The organism is Microbacterium sp. MMO-10 (genome assembly GCF_037148715.1).
Classification (GTDB): Bacteria; Actinomycetota; Actinomycetes; order Actinomycetales; family Microbacteriaceae; genus Microbacterium.
The window spans coordinates 820,165-837,452 of the sequence record NZ_JBBCSV010000001.1; the positions used below are offsets into that span (position 1 = coordinate 820,165).

13 protein-coding genes are annotated in these 17,288 nt (G+C 72.0%); 10 read left to right on the forward strand and 3 right to left on the reverse strand.

What is annotated here, in order from left to right; genetic code table 11:
* Nucleotides 1–66 precede the first annotated feature (66 nt).
* The 9 genes from WFJ17_RS03920 to WFJ17_RS03960 all read left to right on the forward strand — a co-directional run bounded on the left by WFJ17_RS03920 (nucleotide 67) and on the right by WFJ17_RS03960 (nucleotide 13,067).
* Nucleotides 67–3,438: a LuxR C-terminal-related transcriptional regulator gene (locus tag WFJ17_RS03920; protein ID WP_336647713.1), complete on the forward strand. Its 3,372-nt coding sequence runs from the start codon at nucleotides 67–69 to the stop codon at nucleotides 3,436–3,438.
* 320 nt (nucleotides 3,439–3,758) lie between these two features.
* Complete coding sequence (locus WFJ17_RS03925) at nucleotides 3,759–3,986, forward strand: hypothetical protein (protein WP_336647714.1); 228 nt, start codon at nucleotides 3,759–3,761, stop codon at nucleotides 3,984–3,986.
* Nucleotides 3,967–5,607 carry a lipase family protein gene (locus WFJ17_RS03930; RefSeq protein ID WP_336647715.1) on the forward strand — a complete coding sequence of 547 codons (1,641 nt, stop codon included), beginning with the start codon at nucleotides 3,967–3,969 and terminating at the stop codon, nucleotides 5,605–5,607. The genes WFJ17_RS03925 and WFJ17_RS03930 overlap by 20 nt, the downstream gene beginning before the upstream one ends.
* Before the next feature lie 425 nt (nucleotides 5,608–6,032).
* Complete coding sequence (locus WFJ17_RS03935) at nucleotides 6,033–8,141, forward strand: MDR family MFS transporter (RefSeq protein WP_336628160.1); 2,109 nt, start codon at nucleotides 6,033–6,035, stop codon at nucleotides 8,139–8,141.
* A 55-nt stretch (nucleotides 8,142–8,196) separates the two neighbouring features.
* Nucleotides 8,197–8,814: a TetR/AcrR family transcriptional regulator gene (locus WFJ17_RS03940; RefSeq protein WP_336647716.1), complete on the forward strand. Its 618-nt coding sequence runs from the start codon at nucleotides 8,197–8,199 to the stop codon at nucleotides 8,812–8,814.
* Between the two features lie 177 nt (nucleotides 8,815–8,991).
* Nucleotides 8,992–11,070 (forward strand): MDR family MFS transporter, encoded by a 2,079-nt coding sequence (locus tag WFJ17_RS03945; protein ID WP_336647717.1) that lies wholly within the window; start codon nucleotides 8,992–8,994, stop codon nucleotides 11,068–11,070.
* Nucleotides 11,071–11,131: 61 nt separating this feature from the next.
* Entirely contained in the window at nucleotides 11,132–11,764 is a 633-nt protein-coding gene (locus WFJ17_RS03950; protein WP_251443965.1) for a TetR/AcrR family transcriptional regulator, read from the forward strand.
* Nucleotides 11,761–12,345, forward strand: a complete 585-nt coding sequence (locus WFJ17_RS03955) for a GNAT family N-acetyltransferase (RefSeq protein WP_251443968.1) — start codon at nucleotides 11,761–11,763, stop codon at nucleotides 12,343–12,345. The genes WFJ17_RS03950 and WFJ17_RS03955 overlap by 4 nt, the downstream gene beginning before the upstream one ends.
* A 518-nt stretch (nucleotides 12,346–12,863) precedes the next feature.
* Nucleotides 12,864–13,067, forward strand: a complete 204-nt coding sequence (locus WFJ17_RS03960; RefSeq protein WP_045250254.1) for a cold-shock protein — start codon at nucleotides 12,864–12,866, stop codon at nucleotides 13,065–13,067.
* Between the two features lie 275 nt (nucleotides 13,068–13,342).
* On the opposite strand, the gene WFJ17_RS03965 is transcribed toward WFJ17_RS03960, so the two are convergent.
* The 3 genes from WFJ17_RS03965 to WFJ17_RS03975 form a co-directional block, all read right to left on the reverse strand.
* The gene (locus tag WFJ17_RS03965) at nucleotides 13,343–14,017 is read right to left on the reverse strand and encodes an HAD hydrolase-like protein (RefSeq protein ID WP_336647718.1); all 675 of its coding nucleotides are present in this window, start codon (nucleotides 14,015–14,017) and stop codon (nucleotides 13,343–13,345) included.
* A gap of 48 nt (nucleotides 14,018–14,065) precedes the next feature.
* Complete coding sequence (gene nucS, locus WFJ17_RS03970; RefSeq protein WP_295032978.1) at nucleotides 14,066–14,761, reverse strand: endonuclease NucS; 696 nt, start codon at nucleotides 14,759–14,761, stop codon at nucleotides 14,066–14,068.
* A gap of 138 nt (nucleotides 14,762–14,899) precedes the next feature.
* Nucleotides 14,900–16,126, reverse strand: a complete 1,227-nt coding sequence (locus WFJ17_RS03975) for an MFS transporter (protein ID WP_292882226.1) — start codon at nucleotides 16,124–16,126, stop codon at nucleotides 14,900–14,902.
* 59 nt (nucleotides 16,127–16,185) lie between these two features.
* Here WFJ17_RS03975 and WFJ17_RS03980 point away from each other — a divergent pair, with 59 nt between their 5' ends.
* Nucleotides 16,186–17,274, forward strand: a complete 1,089-nt coding sequence (locus tag WFJ17_RS03980; RefSeq protein ID WP_336647719.1) for a LacI family DNA-binding transcriptional regulator — start codon at nucleotides 16,186–16,188, stop codon at nucleotides 17,272–17,274.
* Nucleotides 17,275–17,288: the final 14 nt, after the last annotated feature.

The following is a 17,288-nucleotide window of genomic DNA, read 5'->3' on the forward strand; positions in this document are numbered from 1 at the left end:
GTATGAGAGGCTCGGATCCATCGGATCCGGGCCTCTTCTGGTTCCTGGCGGTCGATGGGGGCGGCGATGACTTCGGTGAACGGGCGGTTGTCGGCGGGTCTCCTGATGCCGGTGCTCCCCTCGATCGCGCCGGCCGACGCTCCGGAGGCCGTCCTGGGCGAGGCCGTGCTCGCGGCGGCCTCGCTGTTCGCCGTGACCGGCCCCTCGGGTGCGGGCAAGACCGTGTGGGTGCAGCAGCTCGCGGCGGTGGCCGCACGCCCGGGAGCCGTGCGCTGGCGCGTGGTGTCGGTCGTCGCCGACCGTGGCCGGCGCAGCACCCTCTATGCGGTCGCCGAGCAGCTCATCCACGCCGCGAGCCCGGCGGGCCGGGTGGACGCCGCCCGCGTCCGCCCGGCGTCCGCCCGGTCGAGATCCGGCGCGGAAGCGGATCCCGGATCCGCGTCCGCGCCCGGTGCCGCGCCGACGCTCCTGGCGCTGGCCGAGCGGCTATCATCGGCCCTGCAGCGAGGGCTCTCCTCCCGACGGCGCCTGCTGCTCGTGGTCGACGATGCGCAGTGGGCCGATGAGGGGTCCGTGCGCGTGCTGCGCCTCGTGCTGCGCCAGCTCGCCGGCTGGGGCGTCTGCGCGGTGCTCGCGGGACGGGATCCGGACACCGGCGCCCTGCGGGAGACGGTGCTCGCCGCGGATCCGGATCGCTGGCCGGTGAGCCGGCGCATCCGCATCGACGCGCTCGATGCGGCGGGCGTGCGCCGGTACGTCTCGGCGATCCACGGCATCGAGGTCTCGCTCGAGCTCGCCGAGCGGATCCGCCGGGTCTCCGGCGGCGGACCGCTGCTCGTGGACCAGGTTGTGAGCGGGATGGCGCCCGTGTGGGCGGAGCGGGCGCGGGTCACCTCGGAGCGGCGGGCGAGGTTCGACGAGGACGTCACGGATGCGGACATCGCCCGGGGCTTCGTGCCGGGCAACCCGTTCGGGGAGCTCGGCGCCGGCCTGCCGGGGGCGGCCCGGACCGCCGTCGAGATGGCCGCGGTCCTGGCCACGCCGCTGCGCGCCGACGAGCTCGCCGGTGTCGCGGCGCTCTGCGGCGAGCCGATCGACCTCGTCGCGGCCTCCGCGCACGGACTGCTGATCTCCCGCGCAGCAGAGCACGGCGGTGCCGAGGGGGAACGGGAGTGGACGGTGTTCCACGATCTGTACGGCACCGACGTCGCGGCGCACCTCGACGACGAGCGGCGCGCCCGCATCCTCGTCGCCGGTGCGGAGGCCATCCCCGGGGAGGCGGAGGGCACCCGCCACCGAGCGCTGATCTGGCTCCTGGACGCGGCGCTGCTGCGGGGGTCGACACTGAGCCCCGCGCTGCGCGACCTCCTCGTCGCGGGCGTGGCAGAGAGCGTGCGCGCGCGGCGCACCGAGCACGTGTTCGCCGTCGCCCGACGGGCCATGGAGCTCGCTGACCGCACCGGGGACGACCTCGCCGACGAGCTCGTCGTGGGGCTGTACCGCGCGGCGAGTGCGCTGTCGGCGCTCCCGCGGATGATCGAGTACATCCCACGGCTGGAGCGCGCCGCGCCCGGTCCGCTCCGCGACCTCGCCCTCCTGCACGTGCGCGAGTTCCGCGGCGATTACGACTGGGTGCGCCGCTTCGCCGAGGATCTCCTGGCCCGGCTGCCGCGCTTCCCGGATCCGCTTCCGCAGACGCCGGAGGACGTCGCGGCGGTCGGCGGTCTGCTCGCGCCGGATCCGCTCGGCGGCCTGATCGTGCGCCTCCAGGTGCTGATCGTGCTGGGCATCATGGCGCCCCAGGCGGATCCCCGCGACTTCGGCATGGAGCGGTTCTCCGAGGCGCGTTCCGGGGCGGAGTGGCTGATCGCGGTGCAGGAGGCGGATCCCGAGACGTGGCGCGCCGCGTGGGCTGCGCTGGGCGGAGCGTACGAGGGGCTGCCGAGCCCGCACGACGTCCGGATGCGGGCGACAGGGATGCAGGTGTTCGGCATCAGCGTGCTCGGCCCGGCAGAGCGGCTGCCCGTGGAGTTCGCGGCGCTGGGCCGGGCGATCGCCGCGGCGCCGGCCGAGTCCGCGACCCTGTTCGACGCACGGGTGATCCATGCCGGGATGCTGTCGGGGGCGGGGTTCGTGCGCGAAGCGGCGGCAGACCTCGACGCCTGCATGCGGATGCTGCGCGCCGGCACCGCGGGATGGGGCACGGGCACCGCGCGCGGCCTGCACATCTACGGCCGCTACCTGCTCGGCGACACGGCCGAGGTCGAGGACGCCCTCGCCGAGGCCGCGGTGACGATCTTCGACGACATGGATGCGGTGGGCCGGCCGGTGTTCTACGCGCTGCGCGCCGTGCGGGCCGCCGACGCCGGCGACGAGGAGGCGTGGCGCGCGGACATGGACGCCGCGGCGCGCCTGGCGCAGCGGGGGTACGACACCGTCGGGGTCGAGTACGAGATGCTGGCGCACATCGCGCGGGCGAGGGCGCGCCACGATCCGGCGGCGCAGCTCGCGGTCTTCGACCCGGAAGGCCCCCTCGCGGGACGCCTGCTGCGCAGCCAGAACCTCTATGCCTACAAGGTCGACGCGCTGGCGTCCCTCGGCCGGGCCGAGGAGGCGGATCGCGAGCTCGCGCGTCTCGCCGCGCTCCCGGCGCCGGGGTTCCAGCCGGTCTACGCCTCGATGGCCTGGCTGGAGGGACGGGTGCACGAGGCGTACGGCCTCGTCGAACGGGCGCTGCGGGCCTACCGGGCCGCCGCCGAGGAGGACGCGCCGGGAGCGCCGCTGCCTGCGGCGCTCGCCCAGGCCGCCCTCGACGCCGGCCGGCTGACTCTGGCCACCGGGGGCTCCCCGCGCACGGCCCGCCGCTGCCTGAACGCGGCGGAGCGGGGCTTCCTGCGCCTGGGCAGGCCGGTGGCGGCGGCGGAGGCGGCCGCACTGCTCGACGGTGCGCGACGCTCCGGGTCCGCGGTCGGGATCCGCTCGGCTCCCGCGGCTTCGGCCGCGACGGGACCCGACGCGGCGGGCGGCGTCCGGGCCGCGTGGACGCACGCGGCGCTGACCCCGCGAGAGCGCGAGGTGGCGGCGCTCGCCGCCGAGGGGCGGACCAACGCGGAGATCGCCCACGCCCTCGGCATCGGCGTGAAGGCGGTGGCCTTCCACATGGGCAACGTGCTGCGCAAGCTCGGGCTGGGCTCGCGCAGGCAGCTGCGTCCCGGGGAGCCACCGGCGTCGGGCACCGCGCCGTCCGCGGTGCGCGACGACGCGCGCTGGGCGGCCCTGAGCCGCCGCGAACGGGAGATCGGCGAGCTCGCGAGCAGAGACCTCACCGACGCAGAGATCGCGGACGAACTCGGCCTGAGCGTCCGCACGGTGAGCGGCCACATGAGACGGGTGCTGGCCAAGCTCGGCGCGCGTTCGCGACGGGAGCTCGGCCGCTGACGGGACCGCCGAGCGCGTAGTTGATACCAGGGTTCCGCCGCCGGCGGGGATGAGGCGGATGGCCGCTCTATCGTGGATCGTCGCCTCCCGTTGCCTGAGCGGGGGCGCAGCGACGCGCAGGCACGTCGCGCTGGGGACGCACGGTTGCGCCCGTCGGTTGGGGCCGGCGGGCGCACCGCTTCTCCTGGCGATCCCCGCGCACCGATATGTCGGCGTCCCGCCGGCGCAGCGCCTGCTCGGAATCAGGCCCTCGCGCCCGGCCCGGACGCCGCTAGTCTGACCTCAGCCGCAGACCCGCGGCGCGAGCCGAGGGAGACGTCGTGGATCCGGAAGACAGCGCCGCCGCCGGATCCGGCGATCCCCGCCCTGCCGGCCGAGGCGCTCCGGCCGTGACCCGGCTGAGCACGCCGCTGCGGATCGTGCTGGGCCTCGCTCTCGTCGGGGTCGGCGCGGTGTTCCTCCTCGTGTCGATGACCGTGCAGACCATCGCTCGTCGCCGGCATCGGGATCCTGCTCGCGGGTGTCGCGGTGCTGGTCATCCCCGGTGACGGAGCCGACGCGCCCGCGCCGGGATCCGGATCCCGATCGCTGCCCCTGATCCTCAGCCGGGGCCTCGGCGCGCTGCTCGTGCTGCTCGGTGCCGGGATGGCGCTGTGGCCGGCGGCGGGTGCGCCGATCCTCTCCCTCCTTCTGACGATCGCGCTCGTCGCCTTCGCCGTCGCGACCGCGATGCGGGCCTTCCGGCCGGGTGCGGATCAGCGTGCGACCGCGCTCATCGCCGCTCTGGCCACGCTCGCCGTCGCCGCGATCACCGTGTTCTGGCCGGTGCTGACCCTGGTGGTGTTCCGGCTCGGCGTCGGCGCGTGGTTCGTCTTCCTCGGCGTGCAGCTCATCGTGCGCGCCGTGTGGCGGCGCTCCCCCGCACGCCCGGCCCCCGCTCGACGCCGCGGTGCGCGGTGGCTGCGCACGATCGGCGCGAGCGCGGCACTCGTGCTGGCGGTCGCGCTCGCCGCGGGCAGCGGCGCCCTGCTCGGCGGCACCCCGCTGCCGACGCCGGACGCCTTCTACGCGCCGCCCGCCGAGGTGCCCTCGAAGCCGGGCACGCTGATCCGCTCCGAGCCGCTGACCGTGGGCGTCCCCGCGGGGGCCAGGGCATGGCGGATCCTGTACACGACGACGAACCCCGACGGATCGCCGGCGGTGAGCAGCGGCACCGTGCTCGCCCCCGCCGACCCGGGGCCGGATCCGCTGCCCCTGCTCACCGTCGCCCACGGCACGGTCGGGGTCGTTCCGGGCTGCGCGCCGTCGCTGAGCGCCGCGCCGTTCGCCGACGGGGCGGGCACCGCCATGGCCGACATGGTCACCGAGCACGGCTGGGTCGCCGTGACCAGCGACTACATCGGCCTGGGCACGAAGGGGCCGCACCCCTATCTCGTGGGCGACGCGGAGGCGCGCAACGTCTGGGACGCCTCGAAGGCGGTGCTCGGCTTCAGCGAGCTGAGGGTCTCCACCGACACCGTGATCTGGGGCCACTCGCAGGGTGGACAGGGCTCGCTGTGGACCGGGCAGATCGCGTCCTCTTACGCCCCGGAGTTCACGGTCAAGGGCGTCGCGGCGTTCGCCCCGGCCTCGAACCTGTACGCGCTCGCCGAGGCGATCAAGTCGGAGACGGCGGGCAAGACGGTCTCGGCCTACATCGCGGCGACCTGGGACAAGGTCTTCCCCGAGCTGAACGTCGAGAAGAGCCTCACCCCCGGTTCCGCAGGGCCGGTCGAGCGCATCGGCGGGCTCTGCTTCAACGGTCACGACGGCCTCGCCGCGATCCTGCGCGGCAGTCAGGTGCCGAACCAGATCTTCCCCGACGCCCTCCTCGATGGGCCCTTCGGCGACGAGCTCAAGGCGCAGGAGCCCGTCGGGCCGTTCCCCGCCCCGGTGCTCGTCGCGCAGGGACTCGCGGATCCGCTCGTGAAGCCCGCGATCCAGGACGCGTGGGTCACGGCCCGCTGTGCCGCCGGGATCCCGATCGACTACCGCACCTATCCCGGTCTCGGGCACGTCGAGCTCGTCGGCCCCGACTCCCCGCTCACTCCGCAGCTCGAGCAGTGGACCCTCGACCGCTGGGACGGGAAGGCGCCGACCCCCGACTGCGACCACCTGCCGGCGGGCTGAGCGCGCTCGCGGGCTGAGCGCGCCCGCGAACTGAGCGCGCTCGCGGGTCGCGCGGCCCGCGCGGCGCGGACGAGGGTCGCGTAGCTGGCGCGGCGCGGACGCGTGCGTCAGAAGGCGCCCGCGGACCGCGGGCCTCACCGTCGGAGATGTGCACCAGCCTCGGACGGATTCGGCGATTCCCTCCGAACGTGGCGCACATCTCCGACGGTGGTGCACGCTCCGAATGACCGAGAGGCGCCCTCTCGGCGGAGGCGTCGGGGTCGACGCCCGGAACCGGATCCAGATCCGTGCGTGCAGGAAAGCTTGCAAGGGTGTAACATTGCATGGTTGCAAGTTTTGCGCCGGCGTCGGCGCCCGCGTCGATCGATGAAGTCCGCGGGCGGGATCCGCACCGCACCATCCCCCGCTCTCCTGGAAGGACCTCCATGGCAACCGCCACCGACACCGTCACGACGGTCGAGGCGCCCGCTCCGCTCGCCGCGAAGCCGATCATGACGCACAAGCAGATCATGCTGGTGATCTACGGACTGATGAGCGGCATGTTCCTGTCGTCGCTCGCGCAGACCGTCTTCGGCACCGCGATCCGCACCATCGGCGACGACCTGCACGGCCTCGACCAGCAGGCCTGGGTCACCACCGCGTTCCTCATCACCTCGACCATCGCCGTGCCGATCTACGGCAAGCTCAGCGACATCTTCGGCCGCCGCCCGCTGTTCATCCTCGGCATCGTGATCTTCATCCTGGGATCCACGCTCTCCGCGTTCTCGACGTCGATGATGATGCTCGCCGCGTTCCGCGCCTTCCAGGGCATCGGGGCCGGTGCGCTCATGGCGCTTCCGCTCGCGATCATGGGCGACATCCTCGCCCCGCGCGAGCGCGCCAAGTACCAGGGCTACTTCTTCGCGGTGTTCGGCATCGCGACCGTGATCGGCCCGCTCGTGGGCGGCCTGTTCGCCGGAGCGAAGGAGATCCTCTGGATCGACGGCTGGCGCTGGACATTCCTCATCAACATCCCGCTCGGGCTCTTCGCCCTGTTCATGGTGATCACCTTCCTGCACCTGCCCAAGGTCGGAAAGCACAAGGGTCCCCGGATCGACTGGTGGGGTGCCGCGGCCGTGATCGTGGCCCTCGTGCCGCTGCTGATCGTCGTGGAACAGGGCCGCGCCTGGGGCTGGGACTCCCCCGCCTCCATCGCCTGCTACGTGATCGGCGGCATCGGCCTCGTCGCATTCATCGTGATCGAGGCGCTCATGAAGGACGACGCGATCATCCCGCTGAAGCTGTTCCGCTCGGGCACCTTCTCCATGGCCACCGTACTCGGCTTCCTCGTGGGCTTCGCGATGTTCGGCGCGATGATGACGATCCCGCTGTACATGCAGATCGTCGTCGGCATGAACCCGACCCAGTCCGGCCTGTCGATGCTGCCGCTGATCGTCGGCCTCATGATCGCCTCGCTCACCTCGGGTCAGCTCACCGCGCGCACGGGCAAGTACCGCATCTTCCCCGTCCTCGGAACGCTCTTCACCGCCGTCGGCTTCTTCTCGCTCACCCTCATCCGGTACGAGACGCCGCTCTGGCAGATCTTCGCCGGGATGTTCGTGCTGGGCCTGGGCCTCGGCCAGCTCATGCAGCCGCTGACGCTCGCGAGCCAGAACTCCGTCGCCCCGCACGAGATGGGCGTCGCCTCGAGCGCCGCCACCTTCTTCCGCCAGATCGGCGGAACCCTGGGCACCGCCGTCATGCTCTCCGTGCTGTTCTCGATGCTGCCCGCCAACATCCTGCACGCCACCGAGGACAAGGCGAACCTGACCGCCGCGCTCGACACGGCGCTGGATCCGGTCGCGTCGTCCAAGACCGAGAACGCCGCGATCATGAAGCAGCAGTGGAGTGCGATCGTCGGCCCGCTGACCGAGAACATCCAGGCGCAGCTCGACAAGGGCGTCGCCGAGGGCGACGCGAAGGCGAAGGCCGCGGCGGACGAGGCGGTGACCTCCGCGGTGACCGCGGGCGTGGACCAGGCGGTCGCCGCCGGACAGCTGCCGGCCGAGGCCGCCCCCGCGGTGATCGCGCAGAAGGTCGCCGAGGCGACGCCCGCCGCCGAGGCGGCGGCGCACGAGAAGGTGCTGAGCGCGGTCGCCGAGAAGGCGCACGCCTCGGTGCAGGGCGACAAGGTCGCGGTCGACTGGGCCGACCACGACCAGCGCACCTACTGGGTCGACCAGCTGGTCCCGACGCTGCAGGACCAGATCAAGAAGAAGGAGAGCGATGCCTCCGGATCCGCGTCGTCCGGCACGACGGTGAACGACACCTCGTTCCTCACCGGTGCCGACGCCGCGCTCAGCAAGCCGTTCATGATCGGCTTCATCCAGGGCCTCGTGACGCTGTACTGGGTCGGCTTCGGCGTGATCCTGCTCGCGTTCGTGCTCACCTGGTTCTTCAAGGTGCCGCCGCTGCGCGCCCGGTCCGCGCTCCAGGAGCAGGCGGACAAGGCGGGCATGACCGAGACCGGGAGCATCAGGACCCACAAGGCCTGAGCCGAGCCTGACGAGCGCCGGGGCGCACCCCGCCCCGGCGCTCGAGGAGAGCGAGATGACGAACATCGACGAGGTCGCCGCGGCGGATCCGCACGCGGACACCTGCGGGCGCCGCGAGCGCAAGAAGCAGCAGACCCGCGAGGCCCTGCACGAGGCCGCCCTGCGGCTGGTGGACGAGAAGGGCCTCGACGGCACCACGGTCGAGCAGATCTGCGAGGCGGTGGACGTGTCGCCGCGCACCTTCTTCAACTACTTCCCGTCCAAGGCCGCGGCCGCCCTCGACCTTCCCGACTCGGCCGTCTCCCCCGACGGCGCCGCGGCCTTCCGCGCGGCGGAGGGCGAGCTGGTGCCGGCGCTGTGCGCGCTGATCGGCACGTCGATGGACGACGCCCAGCAGCGCCGGCGCATGAAGGCGCTGGTGGTGCGCCGCCCCGAGCTCATGCCCGCCTTCGCGCAGTGGATGGGCTCGGTGCGCCAGCAGTACGTCGATCTCGTGCGCGAGCGTGCGGACGAGGACGATGCCATGGCCGCTGTGGCACTCACGATGGCCGCGCTCAGCGTGATCGTGCACGACGGCACCGCCGGTGGCGAACGTCCCGGTGCGGATCGGCTTCTCGAGGGCGTCGAGCAGCTGGTCGCCGCGCGGGGCGCACGGCTGCGCGACGCGGCCTGAGCCGGGGCGCCCGCGACCGGGCAGGATCCAGGAACCTCATAGCGAAAGTGCGTTTGCGCAACCTTTCCTTTCGTGTAATCTTGCAGGGCTGCAACATTCTTGCCGCCAACGTCGGCGCTCGAGGCGACCGGTGTCGACGACGAGCTCCGGCGTCCTCGATCCACCCGAAGGGACTCCATGTCCACCGCGACAGCAACCACGGGGGCGACGCGCACCGAGCGCAAGCAGAACGCCCCGATCATGACGCACAGGCAGATCCTGCTCGTCATCTACGGCCTCATGGCCGGCATGTTCCTCTCCTCGCTCGACCAGACGATCGTCGGCACCGCGATCCGCACCATCGGCGATGACCTGCACGGCCTCGACCAGCAGGCCTGGGTCACCACCGCGTACCTGATCACCTCGACGATCTCGGTGCCGATCTACGGCAAGCTCAGCGACATCTTCGGCCGCCGCCCGCTGTTCATCTTCGGCATCTCGGTGTTCATCATCGGATCCGTGATGTCGACGTTCTCGACGTCGATGATCATGCTGGCCGGGTTCCGCGCCTTCCAGGGCATCGGCGCCGGCGCGCTGATGTCGCTGCCGCTCGCGATCATGGCCGACATCCTGGCTCCGCGCGAGCGCGCCAAGTACCAGGGCTACTTCTTCGCCGTCTTCGGCATCTCCTCGCTCATCGGCCCGCTCGTCGGCGGCCTGTTCGCGGGCGCGAACGAGATCCTCTGGATCTCCGGCTGGCGCTGGGTGTTCCTCATCAACCTCCCGATCGGCCTCATCGCCCTCGGCATGGTGATCGCGTTCCTGCACCTGCCCAAGGTCGCCAAGCACGACAACCCCCGGATCGACTGGTGGGGCGCCACCGCGGTGATCGTGGCCCTCGTGCCGCTGCTGCTCGTCGCGGAGCAGGGTCGTGAGTGGGGCTGGGCCTCGTTCGCCGCGATCGCCTGCTACGTCATCGGCGGCCTGGGCGCGATCGCGTTCGTGCTGATCGAGATCGCCATGAAGGACGACGCGATCATCCCGATCCGCCTCTTCCACTCCAACACCTTCTCGATGGCGACCGTCATCGGCGTGCTGGTGGGCTTCGGCATGTTCGGCGCGATGATGACCATCCCGCTGTACATGCAGATCGTCGCCGGCCTCACCCCGACCGAGTCGGGCTTCGCGATGCTGCCGATGGTCGTCGGCCTCATGACCTCGTCGATGGCCGCGGGCCAGATCACCTCGCGCACCGGGAAGTACGGGATCTTCCCGCGCACCGGCACGCTGTGCACCGCGCTCGGCTTCCTGCTGCTCACCTTCGTCTCGTCCAGCACCCCGGTGTGGTTCATGATGATCGGCATGTTCGTGGTGGGCCTGGGCCTCGGCCAGCTCATGCAGTCGCTGACCATGGCGAGCCAGAACGCGGTCGCCGCGCCCGACATGGGCGTCGCCACGAGCGCCGCCACCTTCTTCCGCCAGATCGGCGGAACGCTGGGCACCGCGATCATGCTGTCGATCCTGTTCACGCTGCTGCCGCTGAACATCGTGCACAGCATGGCTCCCCAGGCGACGCTGAGCGCGGGCCTGAACGCCGCGCTCGATCCCGCCATCGCGGGCAAGACCGAGAACAAGGCCGTGGTGAAGCAGCTCTGGGAGCCGGTGATCGGCCCGGCGCAGAAGCAGATCCAGGCGCAGCTCGACAAGGGCGTGACCGAGGCGAAGGCAGCCGCGGGCAAGGCGGTGACCGACGCCGTCACGACCGGGGTGAACCAGGCCGTCGCCGCCGGTCAGCTCCCCGCCGCGGCAGCGCAGACGGTGATCGATCAGAAGACCGCCGAGGCCCTGCCCGGCGCCGAAGCCGCGGCGCTTCAGGCCGTCGCCGACAAGGCGAACGGGACGGTGCAGGACGGCAAGGTCGTCGTGGACTGGTCCGACAAGGCGCAGCGCGAGCACTGGGTGGACACGCTCACGCCCGGGATCAGCAAGCAGCTCGCAAAGGTGTCGACTTCGGGCAGCTCGTCCGGATCCAACTCCACGATCAGCGACACCTCGTTCCTGAACGGGGCGGATCCGGCGCTCACCAAGCCGTTCATGGTCGGCTTCACGAAGGCCATCGACGTCATCTACTGGGTCGGCTTCGGCGTGCTGATGCTCGCCTTCGTGCTGAGCTGGTTCTTCAAGGCGCCGCCGCTGCGCACGCGCTCGGCGCTGCAGGAGCGGGCCGACGCCGCGGGCGTCAGCGAGACCGGCACCATCAGGACCCAGCAGGCCTGAACGGAGGGGCCGGAACGGGCCGATTCCCGTTCCGGCCCTCCCGTCGGGGAGGATGAGGAGCATGATCGAGATCGCGGAAGGCACGGGCGCGGTGAGCGAGCGCGCCGGCGAGGGCCGACGCGAGCGCAAGAAGCAGCAGACCCGCCAGGCCCTGCACGAGGCCGCCCTGCGTCTCGTCGAGGAGCAGGGGCTCGACGGCACGACGATCGAGCAGATCTGCCAGGCCGTCGACGTGTCGCCGCGCACGTTCTTCAACTACTTCCCCTCCAAGGCCGCCGCTGCGCTGAAGCTGCCCGCCTCCGGTGCGGCCGACGACGTGGTGCGGCGGTTCCTCGCGGCACGCGGCGAGCTCGTCCCCGCGCTGTGCGAGGTGGTCGGCTCCTCGATGGACGAGGGGATGGACCGGCAGCGGATCAAGCAGCTGCTCATCCGGCGGCCCGAGCTGCTGCCCGCGTTCTCGCAGTGGATGGGCTCGGTGCGCGAGCAGCTCATCGAGCTCGCCGAGCGTCGCTCCTCCGACCATGACGAGGCCGTGCGCGCGGTGTCGCTCGTGCTCGCGGCGATGAACGTGCTGGTGCACACCCGCACCACGCCCGATCGCCCCGGCGCCGCCCGCCTGCTGCAGGCTCTGGACGGCCTCGTCGACGTGCGCTCCGCGCGGATGTCGGATCCGGACCCTAGCCTGGAGGCATGACCTCCCCCGCCCTGGACCGGATCGCCCTCCCGCTGCGCACCGAGCGGCTCATCGTGCGCGCGAGCACGGCGGACGACTCCGACGCGGTGTGGCGCTACCGCCGCATCGACGAGGTGGGGCGCTGGCTGAGCACGGCGCCGGCCGACGCGGAGGCGTTCCGTGCGCACTTCACGGACCCGGAGCGGCTCGCCGTCACGCTGCTCGTGGAGCTGCCCGGGGCGGGCGTGATCGGCGACATCATGCTGCGCGTCGAGGACGCGTGGGCGCAGACCGAGGTGCGCGCGCAGGCGGAGGGCGTCCAGGCCGAGCTCGGGTGGGCCATGGATCCGGCGCATCAGGGCCGGGGCTACGCGACGGAGGCGGTGCGCGCGGTGATGGCGGCGTGCTTCACCGAGCTGGGTCTGCGCCGGGTGAGCGCCGGCTGCTTCGCGGCGAACGAGGCGTCCTGGCGGATGATGGAGCGGCTGGGCATGCGCCGTGAGGAGCACAGCCGGGGCACCGCGCTGCATCGCAGCGGCGAGTGGATGGACGGCATGAGCTACGGCCTGCTCCAGGAGGAATGGCACGCGCTGCCCGCGTGATCGCACCCTCTCGGCCGGAGCGCCTGGACAGGCCGGGCGCACTCGCCTAGTGTTGACCCGGCGCACATGAAAAGGGCCGTTCCCGTCCTGAGTCCCCAGCGAAGGCGGAAGGTCATCCCCAGCGACCGGCGGCCTGTGCGCACATTGGCCCCCTCGGCATATCCAGTCCCCAATGGATACCCCGAGGGGGCCGTCCTCCCCAGTATTCCGATGTATTGCGATGATAGACCCGCGACCCGGAATCTGTCCCCCTTTTGGGGGACAAATCCTTCGAACATGGGCTATGCTGATTTCAGACGCACCCTCCGGTCGTCCTGGGTCCCCATCGCTCCCCCCGCGGTGGGGACCCGCTCCATTTCCCGGCGGAACGCCGAGCGGCAGTCGGATCCCGGCCCGTCACGGGATGCAACATTTTCGTCACCTTGTTCCGCGGGGTGTTGCAATGACGGTGCTCTCGGATAGCGTTAGCATCGTCGGTGGCGTCTGCGCCGGCGTAAGCCCAAGCAAGAAGGCAGTACATGACTCAGGGCACGGTTAAGTGGTTCAACTCGGAGAAGGGCTTCGGCTTCATCTCCCCCGACGACGGTGGAGCTGACGTGTTCGCGCACTACTCCGCCATTGCATCCTCCGGCTACCGCTCGCTCGACGAGAACCAGCGCGTCGAGTTCGATGTGGCGCAGGGCCCCAAGGGCCTGCAGGCCGAGAACATCCGTCCGCTCTGAGCGACACGGACTTCTGACTCCCCCGGGGCTTCGGCCCCGGGGGAGTTCTCTTTGTCCGCGGGTGACCGTCGGCTCGATTCGTGCGCGCGTCACCGCCGGCTCGATCCGTGCGCACGTCACCGTCGGCTCGATTCGTGCGCACGACCGCGAGACCGAACCTGCGTTCCGAAACCCACGATCCGAGCGTCGGTCTCGGGACGGAAGTTCGGTCTCGCGGTCGGGCGCGCCGTGCTGTCTCGCGGTCGCGTGCGTCTCGCGGAGCGTCGGGGCTGCGCTCAGCCGTGCGGGAGCAGGATCCGCAGCAGCTCTTCCGGCGTCGCGACCTCGGCGACGGATCCGGCGGACTCCCCCGCCTCGCCGAAGCCCCAGGTCACGAAGATCACGGGGACGCCCAGCGGGGCCGCTCCCTCGATGTCATGGAGGCGGTCGCCGATGAGCACGGGGCGGCTCACGTCCACGCCCGCATCGGCGAGACGGTGCAGTGCGCGGCGCAGCACCGCCTCCTTCCCGTCGTGCAGACCGGAGGCATCCGGGAGAGCGCCGGCGACGATGACGAAGTCGTCGAGCAGCGCGTAGTGCTCCAGGATCGCGAACACCTGGTTCTCGGGCTTCGAGCTGGCGGTCGCCTGCGGGATCCCCGCGGCCTTCACGGTCCGCAGCGCCTCCGCGACGCCGGGGTAGATGCGCACACTGGCCGCGTACCCGTCCCGAGCGGCAAGCCGGCGGTACTCCCGGACAGCCCGGTGGGCGTCCTCCTCGGAGAGCCCGGCCAGATCGCGGAACGATTCGAACATCGGAGGCCCGATCCACCGCGACAGCGACTCCGGCGCCGGCTCCGGCAGGCCGAACTCCGCGAAGACCTGGATGAGGCGCGGAAGGATGCCCGCCGAGGCGTCGGCGATCGTGCCGTCGACGTCCCAGAGGATGCAGGTATAGGGAGAGACGGCCATGCCTTCCAGCCTAGGGCGCGGGCTCAGGCGGGTTGTCGCGAGAGGCCCTCAGAACAGGGTGGGGATTCCGCTGTCGATGCCCTTCATCGCCTCGTAGTCGAGGACGAGGCAGCGGATCCCCCGGTCCTCGGCGAGCACGCGCGCCTGCGGCTTGATCTCCTGGGCGGCGAACACGCCCTGCACCGGCGCGAGGTGCGGATCCCGTCCGAGCAGCTCGAGGTAGCGGGTGAGCTGCTCGACGCCGTCGATGTCGCCGCGGCGCTTGATCTCGACGGCGATCGCCCTGCCCTCGGCGTCGCGGACCATGAGATCGACCGGGCCGATCGCGGTCGGGTACTCGCGGCGCACCAGGGTCGCGCCTTCGGAGATCCGATCCACCTGCTCGGCGAGGAGCCGCTGCAGATCCGCCTCGACGCCGTCCTTCTGCAGCCCGGGGTCGACGCCGAGCTCATGGGCGGAGTCGTGCAGGATCTCGTAGATCTGCACGCGCAGCGCGTCGCCGGTCTTCTGGTGGGTGACCCGCCAGACCTCGGTGACCCCGGCCGACGCCTCCTCCTCCCCCGGCGCCTCGGCCTCGAGCCGGCACGGCGGGCTCATCCAGTTCAGCGGCTTGTAGCTGCCGCCGTCGGAGTGCACGAGCAGGCTGCCGTCGCCCTTGTGCACGAGCAGACGCGTGGCGAGGGGCAGGTGGGCGTTGAGGCGGCCGGTGTAGTCCACGGCGCAGCGGGCGATGACGAGACGCACCCGAAGAGCCTAGCCCGCCGCGCGCCCGCGGGTCGCCCGGTCGACCCGGCTCCCGCTCGGTCGACCCGGCGTCCGCTCGCTCGACACGGCGCCGGCGCCGGCGCCTGCTCGGCCGAGCCGGCGTCCCTTCGGGCCGCCTCAGCCCGCGGAGACCTTCTCGTCCTCGCGGAGCGGCCGGGCGGCGCCGGAGAACAGGCCGGACAGGGCGGCGAGCACCACGATGATGTAGAGCGTGTTGAGCAGACCCAGGTGGTTGCTGATGAAGCCGAGCACCGGCGGGCCGCCGAGGAACGCGATGTAGCCGATCGTCGCCGCGGCGCTCACCCGGGCCGCCGCCTTCGCCGGATCGTCGGCCGCGGCGGACATGCCCAGCGGGAACCCGAGCGACGCGCCGATCCCCCACAGCGCCGCACCCAGGAACACCAGCGGAGTGCTCGGCGCGAGGATGAACAGCAGGATCCCGGCCGCGGCGGTGATCGCGAGCACGCGCAGCACGATGACGCGCCCGAAGCGGTCGACGAGTGGTCCGCCGAACAGGCGCACCACGGTCATCGAGACCGAGAACGTCGCCAGAGCCGCGGCTCCCAGCGCAGGACCCGCGTGGTGGTCCTCGGCGACGCCGAGCGCGAGCCAGTCGTTGGCGCCGCCCTCCGCGAAGGCCATACCGAGCATGACGACGCCGAGCGCGTACGTGCGCGGCTCGCGCCAGACTGCGAGCGAGGTGCGCATCCGCTCGCTCCAGGTGGCGCGCGGCGCGTCGGGAGTCGGATCCAGGGTCTCCTCGCGCTTCGGCACCTGGACCACGCTGACGAGCGCGACGATCACGATGACCCCCGCGATCGCGAGGGTGTGCGGCCACACGGGGATGTGCAGCGCCGCCGCGGCGGCGCCGAGACCCGCGCCGATGACGGTGCCGAAGCTGAAGAAGGCGTGGAACACCGGCAGGATCGTCTTGCCGGCGTGCTGCTCGATCGCCGTGGCCTCGACGTTCATCATCACGTCGAGGCTGCCGCCGCCCAGCCCGAACAGCACGAGGCCGATCAGCACGACGGGCACGGCGTGCAGCACGTCGGCGCCGACACCGATCAGCACGGTGCCGACCGCCGTCGTGAGAAGCGTGATCAGCATGCCGCGTCGTCCCCCGGTGCGGGCGAGCACGGCGGGGCTGGTGGACACGCCCACGATCGAGGCGATGCCCATGCCGACGAGCACGAAGCCGAGCTGCGCCTTGTCGATCCCGAGCTCCTCCTTGATCGCCGGGACGCGCGACGCCCAGGTCGTCATCGTCATGCCGCTGACGAGGAAGATCGCGAAGATCGCGGTGCGCCAGCGCACGAACTGGGAGCGGGTGAGGGCGGTGTCCATCCGGACAGTGTATCGAATCGATTCGATTCCTGTGTTCCCCGCGGTGTTATTGTCGAGTCATGAGCTCGGATCCGGACGCCGCGGCCCCGCGGCGCCGCGCGACGATCGCCGACGTGGCCCGCACCGCCGGGGTGAGCCCGTCCACCGCTTCTGTCGTGTTCAGCGGCAAGGCCCCGGTGGCCGCGGCCACGAGGGAGCGCGTGCTCGCCGTCGCCGCAGAGCTCGGCTACACCGGCCCCGACCCCCGCGCGGCGTCGCTGCGGCGGGGGCGGAGCGGCATCGTCGCCGTCGCGCTCGAGGAGCACCTGCGCACCGCGTTCCTCGATCCCATCAAGACCGCGACCATGGACGGGCTGACCGACGGCCTCGCCGCGCTCGGCGCCGGCGTGCTGCTGCTGCGCGACGACCCCGAGGCGGGCGCCGATGCGCCGACGCTCGCCACCGCGCCGATCGACGCCGCCGTACTGATCGGCTGCAGCGGCCGCATGCGCGAGACGCTGCAGGCCGTGCGTGCGCGCGGTCTGCCCGTCGTGGTGATCGAGGGGGATGCGGGGGAGGGCGTGCCTCGCATGGAGCTCGACAACGTCGAGGCCGCGGCGCAGATCGCCCATCACCTGCGGGCCCTGGGGCACCGCAGCGTCGCCGTGGTGACGCTGCCGTTCGACACCGATCGGGTGCGCGGCGATGCGAGCCCGGAGCGCATCGCGAGCATCACGACGCCCGTGACCGCCGCCCGCCTGGAGGGCGCTCTCGCGGTCTTCCCGGACGCCCGGGTGGTGTCGGCGGGGGGCAGCCTCATCGACGAGGGCCTGATCGCCGGGCGACTGCTGTTCGCCGACCCGGAATCGCGGCCCACCGCGGTGATCGCGCAGAGCGACCTCGTCGCAGCCGGGGTCATACGGGCTGCCGAGGAGGCGGGGCTGAGCGTGCCGGAGGACGTCAGCGTGGCCGGCTTCGACGGCATCGCGGTCGACGGCCTCGGCGAGCACGTGCTGACCACCGCCGTGCAGCCTGCGGTGGAGAAGGGACGCGCAGCGGGAGACGCCGTGGCCCGCCTGCTCGCGGGGGAGCAGGCGGCATCGATCCGCTTCACCTGCACGTTCCGCGAGGGCACCACGACCGGTCCCGCGCCGGCGCCCCGGCATTAGATTCCGGATCCGGC

Bases quoted from the DNA above. Each gene is read 5' to 3' on its own strand.
- WFJ17_RS03920 (WP_336647713.1), top strand. From the start codon at position 67: ATGACTTCGGTGAACGGGCGGTTGTCGGCGGGTCTCCTGATGCCGGTG.
- WFJ17_RS03950 (WP_251443965.1), top strand. From the start codon at position 11,132: ATGATCGAGATCGCGGAAGGCACGGGCGCGGTGAGCGAGCGCGCCGGC.
- WFJ17_RS03945 (WP_336647717.1), top strand. From the start codon at position 8,992: ATGTCCACCGCGACAGCAACCACGGGGGCGACGCGCACCGAGCGCAAG.
- WFJ17_RS03975 (WP_292882226.1), bottom strand. From the start codon at position 16,126: ATGGACACCGCCCTCACCCGCTCCCAGTTCGTGCGCTGGCGCACCGCG.
- WFJ17_RS03940 (WP_336647716.1), top strand. From the start codon at position 8,197: ATGACGAACATCGACGAGGTCGCCGCGGCGGATCCGCACGCGGACACC.
- WFJ17_RS03960 (WP_045250254.1), top strand. From the start codon at position 12,864: ATGACTCAGGGCACGGTTAAGTGGTTCAACTCGGAGAAGGGCTTCGGC.
- WFJ17_RS03955 (WP_251443968.1), top strand. From the start codon at position 11,761: ATGACCTCCCCCGCCCTGGACCGGATCGCCCTCCCGCTGCGCACCGAG.
- WFJ17_RS03980 (WP_336647719.1), top strand. From the start codon at position 16,186: ATGAGCTCGGATCCGGACGCCGCGGCCCCGCGGCGCCGCGCGACGATC.
- WFJ17_RS03935 (WP_336628160.1), top strand. From the start codon at position 6,033: ATGGCAACCGCCACCGACACCGTCACGACGGTCGAGGCGCCCGCTCCG.
- WFJ17_RS03965 (WP_336647718.1), bottom strand. From the start codon at position 14,017: ATGGCCGTCTCTCCCTATACCTGCATCCTCTGGGACGTCGACGGCACG.